Annotated in this window: 20 protein-coding genes and 1 riboswitch; of the genes, 4 read left to right on the top strand and 16 right to left on the bottom strand. The window is 28.5% G+C overall.

Going from position 1 to position 19,655, the window contains the following annotated elements:
* Positions 1–26 precede the first annotated feature (26 nt).
* The 3 genes from TEGL_RS05160 to TEGL_RS05150 form a co-directional block, all read right to left on the bottom strand.
* Positions 27–287, bottom strand: coding sequence for a PqqD family protein (locus TEGL_RS05160; RefSeq protein ID WP_018589121.1), 261 nt, complete (start codon positions 285–287; stop codon positions 27–29).
* Between the two features lie 259 nt (positions 288–546).
* A complete protein-coding gene (locus TEGL_RS05155; RefSeq protein ID WP_018589120.1) occupies positions 547–1,407 on the bottom strand; it encodes a hypothetical protein in 861 nt (286 codons plus the stop codon).
* 16 nt (positions 1,408–1,423) lie between these two features.
* Positions 1,424–1,903, bottom strand: coding sequence for a S24/S26 family peptidase (locus tag TEGL_RS05150; protein WP_018589119.1), 480 nt, complete (start codon positions 1,901–1,903; stop codon positions 1,424–1,426).
* Between the two features lie 241 nt (positions 1,904–2,144).
* Here TEGL_RS05150 and TEGL_RS05145 point away from each other — a divergent pair, with 241 nt between their 5' ends.
* A complete protein-coding gene (locus TEGL_RS05145; RefSeq protein ID WP_018589118.1) occupies positions 2,145–3,161 on the top strand; it encodes an LCP family protein in 1,017 nt (338 codons plus the stop codon).
* Positions 3,162–3,222: 61 nt separating this feature from the next.
* Here the strand turns inward: TEGL_RS05145 and TEGL_RS05140 are convergent, their stop codons facing one another.
* Positions 3,223–4,317: a DUF5050 domain-containing protein gene (locus TEGL_RS05140; RefSeq protein ID WP_018589117.1), complete on the bottom strand. Its 1,095-nt coding sequence runs from the start codon at positions 4,315–4,317 to the stop codon at positions 3,223–3,225.
* A 162-nt stretch (positions 4,318–4,479) separates the two neighbouring features.
* Positions 4,480–4,579: riboswitch (SAM riboswitch) on the top strand.
* Between the two features lie 101 nt (positions 4,580–4,680).
* On the opposite strand from TEGL_RS05140, the gene TEGL_RS05135 reads away from it, so the two are divergent.
* The 3 genes from TEGL_RS05135 to TEGL_RS05125 are packed head-to-tail and all read left to right on the top strand — an operon-like array spanning position 4,681 to position 7,779.
* A complete protein-coding gene (locus tag TEGL_RS05135; protein WP_018589116.1) occupies positions 4,681–5,229 on the top strand; it encodes an ECF-type riboflavin transporter substrate-binding protein in 549 nt (182 codons plus the stop codon).
* Positions 5,230–5,255: 26 nt separating this feature from the next.
* A complete protein-coding gene (locus tag TEGL_RS05130) occupies positions 5,256–6,959 on the top strand; it encodes an ABC transporter ATP-binding protein (protein WP_018589115.1) in 1,704 nt (567 codons plus the stop codon).
* The gene (locus tag TEGL_RS05125) at positions 6,952–7,779 is read left to right on the top strand and encodes an energy-coupling factor transporter transmembrane component T family protein (protein ID WP_018589114.1); all 828 of its coding nucleotides are present in this window, start codon (positions 6,952–6,954) and stop codon (positions 7,777–7,779) included. The genes TEGL_RS05130 and TEGL_RS05125 overlap by 8 nt, the downstream gene beginning before the upstream one ends.
* Positions 7,780–7,879: 100 nt before the next feature.
* On the opposite strand, the gene TEGL_RS05120 is transcribed toward TEGL_RS05125, so the two are convergent.
* The 12 genes from TEGL_RS05120 to TEGL_RS05065 all read right to left on the bottom strand — a co-directional run bounded on the left by TEGL_RS05120 (position 7,880) and on the right by TEGL_RS05065 (position 19,458).
* Positions 7,880–8,326, bottom strand: a complete 447-nt coding sequence (locus TEGL_RS05120; RefSeq protein ID WP_018589113.1) for a PTS sugar transporter subunit IIA — start codon at positions 8,324–8,326, stop codon at positions 7,880–7,882.
* On the bottom strand, positions 8,316–10,223 hold the full coding sequence (locus tag TEGL_RS05115; protein ID WP_018589112.1) for a BglG family transcription antiterminator: 1,908 nt from the start codon (positions 10,221–10,223) through the stop codon (positions 8,316–8,318). Before TEGL_RS05115 ends, TEGL_RS05120 begins: the two co-directional genes overlap by 11 nt.
* Positions 10,224–10,396: 173 nt before the next feature.
* Positions 10,397–11,086: a D-lyxose/D-mannose family sugar isomerase gene (locus TEGL_RS05110; RefSeq protein ID WP_018589111.1), complete on the bottom strand. Its 690-nt coding sequence runs from the start codon at positions 11,084–11,086 to the stop codon at positions 10,397–10,399.
* Positions 11,083–12,165, bottom strand: a complete 1,083-nt coding sequence (locus tag TEGL_RS05105; protein ID WP_018589110.1) for an aldose 1-epimerase family protein — start codon at positions 12,163–12,165, stop codon at positions 11,083–11,085. The genes TEGL_RS05110 and TEGL_RS05105 overlap by 4 nt, the downstream gene beginning before the upstream one ends.
* Positions 12,166–12,266: 101 nt before the next feature.
* Complete coding sequence (locus TEGL_RS05100) at positions 12,267–13,352, bottom strand: PTS fructose transporter subunit IIC (RefSeq protein ID WP_018589109.1); 1,086 nt, start codon at positions 13,350–13,352, stop codon at positions 12,267–12,269.
* A 37-nt stretch (positions 13,353–13,389) separates the two neighbouring features.
* Positions 13,390–13,701 carry a PTS fructose transporter subunit IIB gene (locus tag TEGL_RS05095; protein ID WP_018589108.1) on the bottom strand — a complete coding sequence of 104 codons (312 nt, stop codon included), beginning with the start codon at positions 13,699–13,701 and terminating at the stop codon, positions 13,390–13,392.
* A gap of 23 nt (positions 13,702–13,724) precedes the next feature.
* Positions 13,725–14,174 carry a PTS sugar transporter subunit IIA gene (locus tag TEGL_RS05090; RefSeq protein ID WP_018589107.1) on the bottom strand — a complete coding sequence of 150 codons (450 nt, stop codon included), beginning with the start codon at positions 14,172–14,174 and terminating at the stop codon, positions 13,725–13,727.
* Positions 14,175–14,193: 19 nt separating this feature from the next.
* Positions 14,194–15,060 (bottom strand): ketose-bisphosphate aldolase, encoded by an 867-nt coding sequence (locus TEGL_RS05085; RefSeq protein WP_018589106.1) that lies wholly within the window; start codon positions 15,058–15,060, stop codon positions 14,194–14,196.
* A gap of 286 nt (positions 15,061–15,346) precedes the next feature.
* Complete coding sequence (locus TEGL_RS05080; protein WP_018589105.1) at positions 15,347–16,672, bottom strand: SH3 domain-containing protein; 1,326 nt, start codon at positions 16,670–16,672, stop codon at positions 15,347–15,349.
* Between the two features lie 111 nt (positions 16,673–16,783).
* A complete protein-coding gene (gene galE, locus TEGL_RS05075; RefSeq protein ID WP_018589104.1) occupies positions 16,784–17,815 on the bottom strand; it encodes a UDP-glucose 4-epimerase GalE in 1,032 nt (343 codons plus the stop codon).
* Positions 17,816–17,910: 95 nt separating this feature from the next.
* Positions 17,911–18,822 carry a UTP--glucose-1-phosphate uridylyltransferase GalU gene (gene galU, locus TEGL_RS05070; RefSeq protein ID WP_018589103.1) on the bottom strand — a complete coding sequence of 304 codons (912 nt, stop codon included), beginning with the start codon at positions 18,820–18,822 and terminating at the stop codon, positions 17,911–17,913.
* Positions 18,823–18,927: 105 nt separating this feature from the next.
* Positions 18,928–19,458 carry a COG2426 family protein gene (locus tag TEGL_RS05065; RefSeq protein WP_018589102.1) on the bottom strand — a complete coding sequence of 177 codons (531 nt, stop codon included), beginning with the start codon at positions 19,456–19,458 and terminating at the stop codon, positions 18,928–18,930.
* Positions 19,459–19,655 lie beyond the last annotated feature (197 nt).

Genomic DNA, 19,655 nt, shown 5'->3' with positions numbered 1-19,655 from the left:
TGTTATTTATTAGATAACTAATTTATTTATATTATGTCTGCTGCTTCCAATTGCTTCAAAAAGTCCCCTAAATCCTTTTTTGCATCTGATTTTTTCACCATATATGTGTTAGTAATTAAGGAAAGTATCTCCTCTTCACTTTTGCAGTCTTCTAAATTTTTCCAAACCAAAGCTTCAACTTCATTTAAACTAATTAGTCCATTGTAACCTATTTGTGATGTATTTTTGGGCATAAGAATATATTCTCCAGCAATTTTACGCAGATTGAAATCTTTTTTAACTTCCATGATTCCTCCCCCTTGTTTTAAAATTTTCATCATTTTAGTATATGCTAATTTACTAAATAAATTTCAAGATGAAAAATAACCATCAATTAAATTTTACTTTAGTGTGCCTTTAATGTCAACAAGTGGAATCTTATTTTTCAATGTGTTACTTTATAAAATAAAGCATTACTTTTCAAATTATTTATTTATATTGGTTATTTTTATAACAAAATAAAGAAAGTAGTCGTATTTTACGACTACTTTTAATTAATTTATAATATTATTCTTTTACTGATTCAACTTTTAAAATTTCACATTTTTCATTAGAAAAATGTATAGTATTAGAACTTACACTTTTTCCACTTTCAACATTTTCAAATTTAACACGATAAGTAATTCCACCCAAATAGCATCCACCTGGAGAAATAGTTTTATAATATACATAAACTGTATTTAAGTTTTCACCACTTAAGTTTTCTACTGTAATTTTTTTATTTTCAGTAGTTATAGCTACTTGAGACTCCATAGTAGGTAAATCATTTATCATATTATTTTTCGAACTCATATATATATATTTATCATCTGGATTAAACTCTATCTTACCACTTGATTCCATTGCAAGTGTACACACTCCTGGTTTTAAGTTTGTAATTTTAAACTTTATAGCATTAGTTTTACCCATTATTTTCATATTAATTTCACCATAATCTATAACCTCTTTAGAGGTATTTTTTACTATTATGGCTAAAACATTTTCTTTATTAACATCACTACCATCTTCAACAAACTTTCCAGAATATTGTCCTATGCTTAAGATTTCCATATTTTTATTAGGAATAGAATATGGAAGATTAATTCCTGCCACAGTTATAGCTTCACTATTTTCTTGTTCTAAGTTATTATTTGTATTATTCTGGCTTGATAAGTCTTCACCAGGAGTATATCCTTCTATTTTATTGATATCAATTTTATCAGAATCAACTATTAACTTTTCTCCTTCAATAATTTGATCTGCTTTTTCTTCAGTTTTTACATTTGTTTTTTCAGCTGCCTTATCTTTCTCCACATAGTAACCTATGATGCCTAAACCTATTAGACATATTAAGATAGCAGATATTATAATCATTAATACCTTCTTCATTAAATATATCCTCTCCTTATTCGCCTTCTCTTTTAACAATTGTTTTCATAATAGCATTAATTTTAAAAATGTGGTTTCTAATTGGTCTAAAAAATTGCCATATTTTTATTATACTTTTATATTTCCAGTTGTCACAGGAAATCTCTATACCATTCCTTATAACTTTAGAGCAAACTCCTATAACTTGATTATTTTTTACAACTTCTACCCACTGTTGTGCATCTCCATTCATGACAAAAGTGTTATCATCTATTATTTTATATACCCTATGAAGTACAAATTGCCCAGTGTTCCTTTTTATAAATACAATTTCACCCTTTTTAATTTGTCTGTTTCTTGACGATGTTAATATTACACTGTCACGAAGGTGTTTTAATATGGGCATCATAGAATATCCAGTTACTCTTAGTTTACACTGTCCCCCATTTTTTATTATTTCTTCCATAATAGGTACTATTTCTTTGCCATCTTTGCAGCTATATACATAGTTATCCATTATATTCCCCTTGTTTATATATAATAATTTTATTGTATCTTATATTAGTAAGTTTTTCAAACAAAATAATTTAATTACTTCTTTATACCAAAGTACTTATCTTATCAAATAAATTAAATAGTTAGTATTTGTTGAATTAGTATATAAATATGTATAGTTTTTATGTTATAGCATGTAAATTTACAATATTTGTTATAATATAATTATGAATTTCAATTAAATCAAAAATGGAGGGGATTTTTTGACTCAAAAAAATAAAAAATTTAAATTTACAAAAATTGCTGTTATTTTATTAGTACTAATAATAGCTATTCCATTATTCACTTTTTATCATTTTTATAGTAAATTAAATACAACAAGCACTAAAGTTGAAGATGCTTACAAATCAAAATACGAAACTGTGGATGGTATAACTAACATATTATTATTAGGTACTGATGGTAGGGAGAAAGAACTTGCCTATCGTTCTGACTGTATGATGATTGCCACTATCGATTCTAACAACAAAAATATTAAACTAACATCTCTTGCTCGTGATACTTATGTTGATATTCCAGGTAAAGGTAAGGGAAAACTTAATGCTGCTTATTTTTGGGGTAAAGAAAAGTTGCTATTCCAAACAATAGAGGAAAATTTCCAAATAAAGTTAGACAAATTTATTCAAGTTGATTTTGATAATTTAATGAATATTATATTTTCAATAGGTGGAGTAGAAGTAGATATTAAAGAATATGAAATTAAATCTATAAATGAAATGATACCAGGTTCTTACAAACAATGTACTTATTCTGGTAAGGGCAATATGGAACTTCTAACTCATTCAGGTAAACAAAGAATTAATGGCTATCAAGCTATTGCTTATACGAGAATAAGAAAAGTAGATAGTGCCATAAATAGAGATGAGAGACAAAGAGAAGTTATGCTATCTGTTATAAATACTATGAAGCAAGAAGATTTTTCTAAATATCCTAGTTTATTAAATACACTACTTCCATATGTATCTACAAATCTTACACCAAAGGATTTAATAAATATAGCATTTACTGCATACAACTTCAAGCCTTTAACTATAAAACAAGGGCAGTTCCCAATAATAGATGACGTTCATATTAAAGGTGGTACATACAAAAAAGCTGGTTGGGTTTGGTTATACGATTTAAACTCAAGAAAAGTTCTACAAGACTTTATAAATAACGATGTTGATATGGATAAGAACGAATATTTAAAAGATAATAGTAATATACAACTTAATTATTAATTTAAAACAAAAGACTGTAGTATAAATTTAATTTCTTATACTACAGTCTTTCTTATAGTTTCTACATTTTAGTTATAGAACCACCCGATAAGGTTGTTCTATATATATTGTCGCTAAGTATATCATCAAATTCATCATATTGATCAAATACTATTTTTCCAAAATAAATTCTGCTCTTTGCAATATTTATACCATAATGCCATTGATGCTTACTTGTTTTTTTTATAGTTTTTCTGTTACTTCCATCTAAATTCATTGAACATACATTGCCACTTGAATTAATATAATAAATTTTATTATTGTACAAGTTTATGCTTGAAGTGAAATTTTTCGATAAACATTTGTTATTTTTTCCAGTAGATGATATCTTATATACTTCACAAGTATCGTCATTTTCATTGTAAGAATCCTTATCATTATAAACTGTATAATAAATGTTTCCTTTATAGTAAACCATATCTTCTATAGAAGATTCTTCTTTTTTGCCAGATTTATATTTATAAACAGTAGTTCTTTTTTTAGTTTTTGTGTTTATTTTGTATATTATAGAATTATCATATCCATTTGCTACTATATAGATATAGTCGCCAGATAAGGATATATTATCTATCACTCTTGATGATGTAGTATATAATGTTGAAACAGTCTTTTTAGCTGATAAGCTGTAACAACGCAAAGACATTGCTTCATCATAATTACTATTTACGCTTTCTTTTATATAGTATAAATAATTATCTTTTACTATAATTGGATTGTATCCATAATTGCTTATTAATCTAGTTTTCTCAGTCCCATCAGTTTTAACTCTATAAATACCATACCTATTACCAGAGTCGTATATTCCCACATAATACATGTACTTGCCAACTACATTTATGTATGGTTCTTCTGATGCATTATTTACTATTTGTTTTTTTGCACTTCCATTTTTATAAGTTCTGTAAATATAGTAATAATTTGCCTCTTTAGTTTCTTTATATATCTTGCTACTTCTTATATAAGAGTAGTTTCCATTTGCAGCTGCATACCCTCCATTACTAATATTTGAATTACTGTTCCCATATACTGAAGCCCCATCAACACTTTTTGTAAACCCGCAAGTAATTATCACTCCTACTATTAATATAATAGATAAAAATTTCTTTAATTTACTCATAAATTCCCCCCACTTTTACTTTAATTAATATTAATATACTTTAAAATATGATTTTCCTCCATAAGTCCTTTATAAATGTAATTATTTTGTAAATTATTTAAACTTGACAAATTTCGACTTATTTTGTAGAATATTTTGTGGAACTCACATAAAATTAAATATTACTTATCAAGAGAGGTGGAGGGACTGGCCCTGTGAAACCCAGCAACCGGTCTAAAGACAAAGGTGCTAATTCCTACAGAAGAATTCTGGAAGATAAGATTACGCATATAATCTCTTTCTTATCAGAAAGAGATTTTTTTTATATAAAAGTTCATTAATAAATTTTAAATATAAAGAAACGAATGGAGAAAAAGGAGTAATATGATCAAAATAGATACAAAAACAATAGTAACAATCGGTGTTGCTTCTGCTCTTTATGGAGCCTTAGGGTTTGTTGGAATACCCATAGGACCTAACACTCAATTAAAACCTGCCATAGCTTTGCTTGCTATATTCTCTGCTCTATTTGGTCCATTTGTTGGATTTTCAATGGGGTTTTTAGGACATATGTTAACTGATATGATTGCCGGTTGGGGAATCTGGTGGGGCTGGGTTGCAAGCTCTGGTATTATGGGTCTTTTTATGGGACTAGTTTTCAAATGCAAGAAATTTAGTATAAAAGATGGATTATGTAATAAGTTCCATGTTTCATATCTTGTGATTACAGGTGTGATTGGTATTATCTTAGCATTTGTATTTGCTGCAGGTTTTGACGTGCTTGTTATGGGTGAACCTTTAGATAAAATGAAAATTCAGGCAGCTCTTGCCATATTTACAAACGCAATAGTATTTTTAGGTGTTGGTGTTCCAACTATACTAGGTTTTGTTAGAGCAAATAAAAAAAATAGTGGGTTAAAGATTGAGGACTAAGCAAAATAAAAAATAAGGAGAATATAATGATAAGTTTTAAAAACTTTAGTTTTAAATATAATAATGTAGTTGATAAAACTTTAAAGGATATAAATATTACTATAAATAAGGGTGAAAAAGTCTTAATAGTAGGGCCAAGTGGTTCTGGAAAATCCACTCTTTCTCATTGTTTAAATGGACTTATTCCTTTTTCATACAATGGTGAAATGGAAGGTTCAATTATAGTAGACAATATTAAACCTTACGAAGAAAGTTTATCAGATATAAGTAAAAAAATTGGTACAATCATGCAAGACCAAGACTCTCAGTTTGTAGGTCTTTGTGTTGGTGAAGATGTGGCATTTAGTTTTGAAAATGATGCTATTCCTCTTAACGAAATGAAAGTTAAAGTTATTAATGCACTGGAATTAGTAAATATGGTTGATTTTATTAATCACAGTCCTTATGAATTATCTGGTGGTCAAAAGCAAAGAGTTTCTCTTGCTGGAGTTCTTGGAAGTAATGCTGATGTCTTACTTTTTGATGAGCCTTTGGCAAATCTAGATCCTGCCTCTGGAAAAGAAATTATGCAATTAATAAATGATATTCATAAAAAAACAAATAAAACTATTATAATAGTTGAGCATAGAATAGAAGATGTTCTAGAACAACCCTTTGATAAAGTTATTATTATAGACAAAGGTGAAGTTAAAGCTATTGGTACACCTGATGAAATTTTAAAATCAGATTTATTAGAAAAAAGTGGACTTAGAGAACCTCTTTACGTATCAGCTATGAAATATGCAAATTGTAATTTGGAAAATATAAATAATTTAAGGGAATTTAATAACTTGGATGAAGAATCTAAGGAAAATATAAAAAATTGGTTAGAGAATAATTCTAAAAATGCTTCTATAAAGGACAATAATAATGAAGAGAAAATCCTTGAGATAAATAATTTAACTTTTTCTCATAACAAAAATAAAAATACTTTAGAAAATATTTCTTTTTATGTTAATAAAGGCGAGATCTTAGCTGTTGTTGGAAATAATGGTGCAGGAAAATCAACTTTATGTAGACTTATAACAGGCATTTTAAAATACAAAGAAGGCAGTATATGTTTAAATAATGAATGTATAGACTCTTGGAGCATAAAGAAAAGAGGCTCTTCTATAGGATATGTAATGCAAAATCCAAATCAAATGATATCTCAACATATGATAAAAGATGAAATTGGTCTAGGATTAAAATGCAGAGGATATTCTAAGGAAGAAATTGATACAAAAGTTAAAGAAGTGTTAAAAATATGCGGTTTATATCCATATAGGAATTGGCCTGTTGGAGCCCTTAGCTATGGGCAAAAGAAAAGAGTAACTATAGCTTCCATATTGGCAATAAATCCAGATGTTATAATTCTTGACGAACCAACTGCTGGACAAGACTACAAACACTACACAGAATTTATGGAATTTGTAAAATGTTTGGCAAGCAAGGGAATTTCCATAATTCTTATAACTCACGATATGCAGTTAACTCTGGAATATTGTGACAGAGCTGTAGTACTTTCTAATGGTAAAAAAATAGCAGATAATAAACCATCATACATTTTAACTGATAAAAATATTATAAAACAAGCAAACTTAAAAGAAACGTCATTATCAACTTTAGCAAAAGCAGTTAGCATAAAAAATACAAATGATTTTGTACAATTCTTTATAGATTACGAAAGACAGGTGAAATACAATGAGTAGAGCCCAAACTCTTTATATTGAGGGTGACTCTATTTTTCATAGATTAAGTGGTGTAAGCAAAATACTATTATTTCTTACATGGACAATTATAACAGTAATGTTTCTTGATATAAGAGTGTTTATAGCTATGGCATTAATCAGTGCTGTAATGCTTTATTTTTCAAAAATACCATCAAAAACATTAAAACCACTACTATGGATGATGGTTATTTTCAATATAATAAATGTTATTTTTATACTACTAATCACCCCACAATACGGAAGTGAATTAGTAGGTACAAATACACAATTAATCAACATAGGATATTCATATATAAACAAAGAAACTCTATTCTATGTTTTAACTATATCATTAAAATATGCAGTATTAATGCCTATAACTGCCATATTTATATTCACAACACATCCAAGTGAATTTGCCAGTAGTTTAAACAAAATAGGTATTCCTTATAAGATAGCTTATGCTGTAAACATTGCATTTAGATATATCCCAGATGTTCAACGTGAATACAGGGATATTTTAGACGCTCAGCAAGCAAGAGGGCTAGCTTTCCATAAAAATGAAGGTAGTATAAGTGAGATTTTGAAAAACTATACTACAATATTTGTTCCTCTAGTTTCTTCTTCTATTAAAAGAATCGAAACCATTTCAAATGCTATGGAGCTAAGATCTTTCGGTAAGAAAAAGAAAAGAACATGGTATAGCTATAAAAAATTAAAAGGTATGGACTTTACTTTTATAATAATTTGTATAATAATTCTTGCTTCAGCAGTTTATTTAAAAAACAATATAGTAACAGGATTTTATTATCCTTTATAGAAAATAAACCACTAGATTGTAAAACATGACCTAGTGGTTTATTTTTTTAATTTTTATAATAATCCAAAAATTCATTTCACAAAAGTTTCATTATATATTTTTAAGAAAATATTTCAACTATCTCATCATAATTTTGAGATTTTAATAATTTATAACATAAATCATCATCAGCTAATTTCCTGCACATTTGAGCCATTGTACGAAGTTCATCTTTTGAGTCGCCAGAATCTGGCACTGCAAAAAGAATAATAAGCCTCACTGGAAAATTATCCTCATCCTCCCATTGAACGTCTAAGTTAGTCCTACCTATTGCTATAGAAAACCTTTTAACATAACTTGATTGTCCATGAGGTATTGCTATGTAATTTCCTATTGAAGTTGAACCTTCTTTTTCTCTAAAACATAAATCTTCATAAAATTTGTCTTTATCAGCAATAAATCCACTTTTGTGTAGCTTTTTTATTAATTCTTCTAGTATTTCTTTTTTTGTGGTATATTTTATATCTAAATCTATACAATCATTACTAACTATATCTCTAATACTCATATATACTCTCCCTTATTACATGTTTAAATAACTTTATGATATCAACTTCTCTTTCACATACTGTTATATAATTAATATATTTTTTACAAATAAATAAGTTATATATATCAAGTAAAATTTCTTTGAGGTAGTCGTAATTATTACATAATATATAGAGAGAAATAGATTTGTTTTTATTATCTATATTAGTTATTAATTTATTTTCTTTATATGAAGTATTAATATAAATTCTATAAAATTTTGATAAATTAACCTGCTCTAATTTTGTATTTCTTAATATATAATCTACTTCTTCATTATAATTTCCGTTAAAATATATGTTTTTTTCCATCTCGAGCGCTAAATTATTAAAATCTATATTATTATTTTCTGATGATGCATTCATAAGTATGTTTTTAATATTATTAATATCTCTCTCCATTAATAAGGCCGATACAACTATATACATTTTATCTTTTATGTCTATATCTACAGTAGATACAATAAAATCTATATCTTTCATGTCTATATCACCTAATTTATGTAATGATACAATATCTACTATGGTCCATTGAGGGAAAGCCCTCTTTAGTCTAGTTGATAACAACTGCGATGTGCCATAACCACTATGACATACAACCAATATTCTCTTACTACTAACACTTCTTTCTACTGCTGCTTGAAAATAAGTCGCTAAATACGAAATCTCATCTATACTTATATTATTTATATTGTAGTGTGGCGATATTAATTTTATAGATAATCTACATAGTCCCAATATTTCACTAAATCTTTCTTCTATTTCCTTTAATAATGGATTTTTTATTTGAATATCATAATTTAACCTATTTAACATTGGTTTTATATGTAATAGTAAACCTTTTTGCAATAATTCATCTTCTCGTAAGTTTATATTAAGAAATTCTGACATTGTATCTATCATCATATTTGTTACTTCTTCACTATTATTTATATAATTTTCAGATATAAATATATTATTATCAAGTGTGTTTCCAAATCCAGAAGAAACGATATACTTGTATATATAGTAAATCTCTTCATTACTTACAGAAACACTATATCTTTCATGTATTTTATCAATTAAATTTATAACATTTTCATATACTTTTTCATTTAAATTATCAAGTGTTTTTATCTTGTCTTCATTGGACTCTATTTGATTACCTTCCTTTAATCTCTTAATACAAATTAATATATGCGTTATTAGGTTTATATAATATGGTTGACTAATAGTATAATCTAAACTTTCTTCAAGTTCCCATATTATGTTTTCTATAAACATAATAGAATCTAAATCAAAAATATTTGATAAAGCAGAAAAAGTTGCTAGCTCAATTCGTGTAACATCCGGTAAATCGTTTTCATAACTATCTTGATCCAATATATCTTCCAATAAACTAGCTATAGATTTTCTTATATCTGTTTCTTTTCCCAGTATTTTAGTACCTTCCAAAGTTTTACTTAATTTTATATTATATTTTTTTAGCCATTCCTCAATATATCTTAAATCATTGACAATAGATGTTTTACTAACATAGTACTTCTCAGATAATTGATTTATTGACGTGCTAGACTTTGAATTTAATAATAACATTTTTAATATTTCTACTCTTCTTTGCTCTACTGAAACGCTATTTTTATCCTTTAAATTAATATTTAAACTATTTATAAATTCAATATTAGAGCTAGCATTACTGTCAATTAATATCCCATATCCCCTTTTAGCTTCTATTTGAATATTAAATTTAATAATATAATTACCAATAATCTTTAAGTCCTTTTGTAATGTTTTATCAGACACATTTAATTTTTCTGTGAAATATTTTATTGGTTTATATTCATGCTCTTCTAACATTAATTTAATAAAATCAACTTGTCTACATGTTAGTATATCCATATAAGCAGCCCCTTTTTAATGTATTATTATAATAATATCACATTAAATTATTAAAAAAAATACCAAGAACCTTCTGTTTTACAAAAGAAATTCTAATATACCCTATTAATATACTTTGTTTTTTCCTAAAAAAGTGACTTCCTACAGAAGCCACTTTTTATATATTTTATTCACTAAAACTTTACATAATTTTTATAATCTGCAAACATCAAATATTTTGTTTCTGCATCTTCTTCTACAATTGGTATTCTATCTTGTGGTTTATAAAAACGATTATCCACATTATCATCATTTGTAGTAGATACTTCAAATAACATAACATCTCCTGTACCTGGTACCCCTTGCCACATATGATACTGATAAGGTACAAGTGTAATACTTTGCCCAGGTTTAAGAATAACCTTACCTCCTGCTTGTACAGTAACTTTTTTACCATCTAATGTAACTATTGCATCTTTATTTGTAAACCCTTCACATTCATCTGACTGCCAAATTGTTATCTCTAAATCACCACCACCACGATTAATTATATCTTCTGTTTTACCCCAGTGGAAATGATATGGAAGGCTTTGTCCATCACGTACATAAAGAAGTTTTTCACAGTATGATTTAGGATATTCTTTCTTATTATAAAAGTTACCATTACGGAATACAAATACAGTTAGACCTACTTTCATAAAATCCCCTGTTCCAAAATCTGTAACATCCCATCCTAACATATTATCAACTAATTCTTTTTCAGTTTCATTTAAATTTTTCCATTGATTAGGTGTATAGTAGGCAAATGGTGGTAATGGTAATTTAAAGTTATCTAATTTCCCAATTACATATTCTATAGCACTGTTTATTTCAGATCTTTTCATATTATATTCCTCCTAAAAATATATTTATTTTTATATGAGTCAATTTCTTCATTTGATGTTAAAATCTCTATTTCTATAGAAAAGTGTTTCTCTTCATCGCTCTTAATTGTTTTTAATCTTTCCTCTTTTCGCTCTATACTTCTACCGTTTACACGTGCATTGCCTGGCTCAATTCCGGCAACATAATTTCCTAGTCCCGTAAATTTCCACTGAGTAAAACAATCTAGTTGTGACTTGTTGAATTTTAAAGTTATTCCCATACCAATTTCTTCATTTACAATTGCTACTGTACAGAAATCATTATTATCCTCTAAGTTGTGATAATACACAATATCTTTATAATCTTGTGTAGGTTCAAGGTAAGAGTCATAAGACTCACTTTGTTTTTTTGCATTTTTATCTCGTGGAACTACTTCTTTGGAATTTATCAATAGTTGAGCTTCTTTATCAAGTATGGGATGACCTATATTAAAATGATAAAGTAACATAAATTCTTCTTCATTGAATCCTAGATTTTCTACCATATCATTAAGAATAATTTTATTTGTACCTGCTTGAACTAAAATTGTACGTTTTAGTTCTAAGTTATAATTTAAAGCTTTGGATTCACGTACTTTGCCAGATACTTTAAAGTAAAGATTTTCACCCTCCCAATATTCTTCTATATTTACTCTTTCTGCTGGTGTATTTGATATTCGACCATGAAGTGGAAGAATTTCACCATTGTCTTCTTCTGGTGAACCGATGGATTTTAACCCACATGTTACCAACAATCCTCCAGAAAAGCTTCTTAACCATCCATCTGCAAATGTTTCATAATAATTAGAATGTACTTCTTTGTTGTATCCTTGATATGCAATAGGAACTGACTTATAACTGCATCTTCCTATATCCATACCTCTTGTTTCATTGATTTCAAAGATTAATCCACTTCCTGTAGCAATTTCTATAATATTACAGCCTTTAGATTTGCCTTCTAATAAAGAATATCTACGAACTCCTGCAACAGATGAGTAATCTCCAAAATGAGTTCTTAAATCTCTTTTTGAATAGACTTTATCCATCAACTTTATTGACATTATTTATCACCTTCATTATTTTTAACACATATAAGTAGGACAAATAATCATTAAATTTAATAACTATTTGTCCATATAAACTGTATTAACAGTATTAATTATTAGAATTCACTAAATGTTAATCCATCTAAATCTATATTTTCTTCCGCTTCTACAGCTTGCTCTTCCGGTTTATGTTTTAAAAACTGTAATGCAATAGCAAATACTATAGATCCTACTAATAATGCAAGTAACCATTCTAATGGTTTATTTAAACCTGGAAGTGCTAAGAACCCACCTGATGGAACACTAGATGAAACTCCAAATAATCCAATCAATGCTCCACTTGTTCCAGCCCCCAACGCTGTACAAATTGTAATACGTGCTAAATCATTTAATATAATCGGAAATGAGCCTTCTGTTATTTGGAAACATCCCATTACAAATGCTGATTTCAAAGCATCTACTTCTTTTGTTGAGAATAAAGTTTTTCCAGTTCCTCTAGATATAAAATATCCTATAGTTAAACCAAATGGAGCAATCATACTTGCTTGAATTAGGTTTGCTATTGGTCCACCAATACCTTCTGATAGTAGCCCAGCAGCAAAAGTAAATACAACCTTATTAATAGGCCCCCCGTAATCAACTGCAGATAGCACACCAACTACTAATCCAAACATAACAGCCGCACCAGGATTGTTTTGCATTGACATTAACATATTGGTAATTGTGTTTGTTAACCAAGTAATTGGAACTCCTATAACATATTGCATAGCTGTACCAACTATTAACGCAACTAATAGTGGTAAAATAAGTTGTGGCAGTAATCCTTGTACCCATTTAGGAACTTTTATTACTTTTAATAACCATTTTGTAAGATAACCAACCAGGAATCCACTTACTAACCCTCCTAAAAAACCGTATCCATCTACTTTACAAAGTAATCCTAAAACAACCCCAGGTGCTATCCCTGCCTTATCTGCTATAGAGTAAGCAATACCTGTAGAAATAATTATTGGAATGAAACCTAAAGCAGTACCACCTAATGTAGTAAGCAAATCAGGTAAGCTTGTAGAAGCATTTAATGCTTCTACACTTGTGCCACCGAAAATATTCCCGATTACCATTAGCATCCCCGATGATGCAACAAACGGAATCAAATATGCAATTGCAGTCATCATATGTTTCTTTGCCTGTAAATTTTTCATCCTAAAATCCCCTCCGAATTTTTTAATACTTCTTACATTATTTTACTAGCATAGTTTCTATTTTCTTAATTAATGCATCTGATGAATGAACAACTGTCTTTGTAGGAACTTCAAGTACTTTTTTACCTTTAAATCGTTCTTTTCCTGATATACTTACATCAATAGCAAGAATCACAACATCAGCTTCTGCAATTTCTTCTTCACTTAGTGGATTTTCTTGCCCAATTACCCCCTGTGTTTCTACATGAATTGTATGCCCTCTTTTTTGAGCCGCATTCATAAGCTTTTCCTGAGCTAAATATGTATGAGCAATTCCTGCTACACAAGCACAAACACCAACTATTTTCATAATAATTCCTCCTGTTTATTTGATTATCTGAAGCATTCTATTATTTCTCTACTACTATTGGCATTTACTAATGATTCAACAACTTCTTCCTTAGCTAATTTTCGTGCAACTTGTGCTAATAACTTAAGATGATCCTTTGCTGCTTCAACATCATCTTGCACACCAAATAATATGATTACTTTTACACCTTTTCCATCTAATGTTTCCCAATCAATTTCTCTATCTAGTTTACATATTGAAATTGCACTTTTTTCAACACTTGAACTTTTTCCATGAGGAATTGCAATCATATTGCCTATTCCTGTCTCTCCCAATTCCTCACGTTTTAGCACATCTGATTTGAAAGATTCAATATTTGAAATATATCCATTATCATGTAATAATGTACACATTTTTGTGATAGCATCGATTTTATCCGTCGCTTGTAAACAGTCCTTTATTACATGTTCATCAAGAATTTCTACTAATTCCATATTCCATAACTCTCCTATTTTATAATGTATAATGCTTTAATTTATCATTTGAGTTAAATAATCTAATTTTATGAACTACTGTTTCATTCATTTTATCAATACAAGCTGGGAAAATATCTAATGGTTCTCTTAATTTATCATTTTCTAGAACTTTTCTACATTCTTTGAAGAATGCTGCTTTTATATCTGAAGATATATTTATTTTATTAACACCACGTTTTACTGATTCTGCAATTTCACTATCTGGATTTGCTGATCCACCATGCAATACAAGTGGTATAGAAACTTTTGACTTAATTTCACTTAATAAATCTAATTTTAGATGTGGTTCAAATCCATCTGGATATATACCATGAGCAGTACCTATTGCTATTGCTAAACAATCACATCCAGTAGCTTCCACAAATTTTACTGCATCATCTGGTTTTGTATAAATTATCTCATCTGTTCCTCCTTCACTATCTCCATCAGTAGTCCCTATTGTTCCTAACTCAGCTTCTACTGATATATTTAGTGGATGAGCTATTTCTATTACTTTTTTAGTTAATTCTATATTTTCTTCAAAACTTTTTGTACTTGCATCTATCATTACAGAAGTGAATCCATCACGAATAGCTCTTTGAATTTGTTCAAAATCTGAACCATGATCTAAGTGTAGAGCAACAGGAACTGTTGTCTTATTTGCAATATCTTTAACCATTTCAACAAAACTATCTCCTGTAAATGCAAGTTCATTTGGATGTATTGCTATTATTACTGGTGATTTCTCCTTTTCACAAGATTCTATCACTCCATTTAACATACTTTCTGATGAAATGTTGAATGCAGGAACTGCAAAACTCTTTTCATTTGCTACTTTTAATAAATTTGCCATGTTCATTAACATAATAAATACCACCCTTTCAAAGTCATTAATAATATTTTTTGTAAATTCATTGCTTAATCTTTTATTTTAATAAGTTAATTTGAAGTTACATTTTTTATTTTTATGTTTCTCTATACTTTAATCTTAGTAGAAACCTTTTCCCAGGAAAATAACAAATGCGTTCTCTTTATTAATGGAAATTGTGGTATACTTATAGTTCTATTTGTTAATACAGAACTATTAATACAATAAGCTCTTTTATTGGATACATATAAAAATCCCCCTTAATAAGGGGGATTTTTTATTATTAATATATTACTGCTAAATATTTTTTGCTAATGTATCCTTCTTTATTATTATACTTAACTTTACATCTTTCTCCATTATTTAATATGGTAACATAATACCCTTTTGGTATTCTAATCACTGTGTCACTTTTAGGATCCACATTTTTTCTTAGTCGAATATTTTTATTTACATTGACTATTTTACCTACACTATGTGAATATATTACCTCTAAATATTTTTTGCTAATACATCCTTCTTTGTTATTATACTTAACTTTACATCTTTCTCCATTATCCAATATAGTAACATAAGATCCTTTTGGTATTATACACACTGTGTCACTTTTAGTGTCCACACTTTTTCTTAATCGAATATTTTTATTTACATTGATTATTTTACCTACATTATATAAGATAATGTAATTGCTTTTTACATATCCAACTTTATTATTGTATTTAATTCTTATCCATTCCTTACTTATATTGCCATTTTCTACATTGTCTAATATTTCAACTGAAGTCCCAAGGCTAATTTGGTCTATTATATTAGTTCCATTGGCAGTAGACATACTACTACGTAAATTCAAACTTTTATTAAAATTAACCATCTTACCCTTAGGTATACATACTTTATTAGAAAGGTCATTAATCATATCAGTTAATTTATTTGCCATATAACTAAACTCTTCACTGTCTGAAGTTCTATATTTTTTATTTATCTCTAGCTGCAATGTAGGTACACCTAGTTTTGAACCACAATAAGCAGATATTGTATGAGTCTTGCCTCCAGTAAAATACTTATTAACTGTGTAGTTATTATTCCCTAAAGAACTTCCTGCTAAAGATAGTATGTAATCTTGTCCTAATAAATTAATATTACTACTATTTCCAGTTCCTATATCTATATCGCTATCTTTGTCCGAAGTCATACCATGTAGATCAATAATTACTTTTATATCATTTTTAGAAACTATATCCTTTATTTTTTTACGGTACTCAGTTTCTTCAGTTGTATAATTTTCGTCACCATTAGTACTGGCTTTATAAATTATATGTGCTCCTGTAGATTCATGTAATGTTTTAGCCAGTGCTCCAGTATAAATATCTGCGCTTTTATAGCTTTCATTTCTCCATTGTTTAACTGTATGAGGAGCAGATATTAATATTGGTATGCTTCCCTTCTTATACTCATAGTCTTTTTCACTACTTCCAAAATAATTATTGCATATAAATTGTGCCTCCTGGTTTTTTATGTATTCTGTACTGTATAAATTATTAGTTCCCGCATAAGATTTATTAATCGTTAAATTGAAGATATTCATTATAGTAAGCATTGTTATAATCATTTTTTTATTTTCACCACTATTTCTCCCCTATTTAATATGTATTTTCTTGTATTACTAATAATTATAGGAAATGATGTATATAATCAAAATACATCCTTAAAAATGTAAAGTTTAATTTTCGCAGTATTCTAGTTGTTTATATCCATTAGGATTATTACACTGCCATCTCCAAGTGTCTTTACACATTTCTTCCACACCAAACTTAGCTTCCCAACCAAGTTCTTTGTTAGCCTTACTTGAATCTGCATAACACATAGCGACATCTCCTGGTCTTCTATCTACGATTTTATATACAACTTCTTTTCCACTTGCTTTGCTAAAAGCATTTATCATATCAAGTACACTATAGCCATTTCCTGTTCCCAGGTTATAAGTAACTAACCCTGGTAAACTATCAAGTTTCTCTAAAGCTTTTAAATGTCCTTTTGCCAAATCAACCACATGTATATAATCTCTAACTCCCGTTCCATCAGGTGTATTGTAATCATTGCCAAATACACTTAATTGTTCAAGTTTTCCTACTGCAACTTGAGAAATATAAGGCATTAAGTTATTCGGGATACCATTAGGATCTTCTCCTATTAGTCCGCTTTCATGAGCTCCCACTGGATTAAAATATCTAAGAATAGAAATATGAAGATTAGGATCTGCCTTACATATATCTCTCAGCATATCCTCTATCATAAGTTTTGTTGCTCCATAAGGATTTGTAGTGCTTAGTGGGAAACCTTCTGTTATTGGGCAAGTATGTGGATCTCCATATACTGTTGCCGATGAAGAGAAAACAAATTTATTAACTCCATGTTTTTTCATCAAACTTAAAACTGTTAGTGTATTACATAAATTGTTTTTGTAATACTCTAAAGGTTTTGCAACAGATTCACCAACTGCTTTAAAAGCTGCAAAATGTATTACAGAATCTATTTTATTTTCTTTAAATACTACTTCCAAAGATATTTCATCATTAGTATCTAATTCATAAAATTTAAATTCTTTTTTACTTATTTCTTTTATTCTGTCTAAAACTATAGGACAACTATTTGAAAAATTATCAACAATAACTACTTCTTTTCCTTCTTCCAATAATTCTACCACAGTATGACTTCCTATATATCCAGCTCCCCCTGTTACTAAAACTGCCATTTATTAACTCCCCCTTATTCTCTATACTTAACTAAAGGTGTACACAAAAATGTTACCACCTTGAATTAATCAAATTAAATCATTAGTTTTTTATATTAAACAGTTGCTGCCACTTCATCTAGAGTATTGTTTTCTGTTTTTCCTACTTTATTTCTTAAAAATCCCCAAAAATCATCTCTTAGTTCTGGTCTTTTTAGTGCAAAATCAACAGTAGCTTCTAAGAAACCTAATTTATCACCTACATCATATCTTCTGCCTTCGAAGTTGTAAGCGTATATAGATTCCTTTATAGCCAAAGTTTGAAGAGCATCAGTAAGTTGAATCTCCCCACCTTTTCCTGGTTCTTGATTTTCTAATATGTTAAATATTTCAGGAGTTATTATGTACCTTCCCAGAATTGCTATGTTTGAAGGTGCTTCTTCTACATCTGGTTTTTCAATCAGATCTTTTACTTTATATACTCTACTTTCTATATATTTAACGTCAAGTATTCCATATTTATTTACATTTTCTTTATCCACTTCTTGGACACCTAATATAGATGTTTTGTATTCATCATAAGCATTTATCATTTGCCTTAAACAAGGTGTTTTTGCATCTACGATATCATCTCCAAGTAGAACTGCAAAAGGCTCATTTCCTATAAAACTTTTTGCACAATGTACAGCATGTCCAAGTCCTTTTGGCTCTTTTTGTCTAATATAATGTATATTTACCATATTTGATATATCTTGTACCATTTCCAGCATGTCAGATTTTCCCTTTTTTTCAAGTTCAAGTTCAAGTTCCACACTTCTATCAAAATGGTCTTCTATGCATTTTTTATTTCTTCCTGTAACTATTAATATTTCTTCTATACCGGATTCTATTGCCTCTTCTATTATATATTGTAGCGTTGGTTTATCTACTATTGGTAACATTTCCTTGGCTTGTGCTTTTGTTGCAGGTAAAAACCTAGTTCCAAGTCCTGCTGCTGGTATAATTGCCTTTTTTACTTTTTTACTCATATTGTCCTCCGTACCCCTTAAGTCCAACCTCATACGTTAGCTTACTTAATTATTTACTTTTTACCCTTGCCATATGTACTATTTATCATATAGCTTAATTTACGCTTATATTTTTTTTATTTCTTTTTCTTTTTTTATAAAATAAAGACCTAATATCATAGCAGCTAAAACTATTAATATTAGTTCTATACTACTCCCATCAGCCACATGCATGGAAACAGTTAGCATAATAACACCAGCTATGGCATTTCCTATAAATATTCCAAAAAATGCATTTACTATTCTCATCTTAAAAATAGATGCCAATGCGGAAGCAGACCAAGATCCTGTAGTAGGTAGTGGTACACCAACAAAAATTATAAGTCCTATTATACTGGCAGTTTTTAACTTCTTAGCTCTTCCTTCTATTTTTTTATCAATCCACCTAATTACTTTATTAAAATATTTTCTATGTCTAAAAAAATCTATAACTCGTCTAAACGCTAGTACCACTGGTACTGATATGATAGATGATCCTATAACACAAGTTATATATAGATATACAGGATTTAGATCCATTGCTATACCTAAGGGTATGGCTCCTCTTAATTCTATAATTGGAATCATTGATAAAAAAAGTAATTTAATATATTCCATATATTGTTTACCCCTTTATTTTTAATTACTTTTAATTTTATTTTACAAAATAAAATGTGCTTTTACGAAAATTCTATTCTTACCACACATACCTAATTTTAATTTTTTAATTTATTATGTAATAATTAATGTTGAAAATGTAATAATTAACCCATGATTTATTAGCTTAAAATATATACTATGAAATTATAATTTTG

Origin of the sequence: Terrisporobacter glycolicus ATCC 14880 = DSM 1288, assembly GCF_036812735.1 — a bacterium.
GTDB classification, from domain to species: domain Bacteria; phylum Bacillota; class Clostridia; order Peptostreptococcales; family Peptostreptococcaceae; genus Terrisporobacter; species Terrisporobacter glycolicus.
The sequence above is the reverse complement of the archived record's forward strand: the minus strand, read 5'-3'. Positions and strand labels throughout refer to the sequence as shown.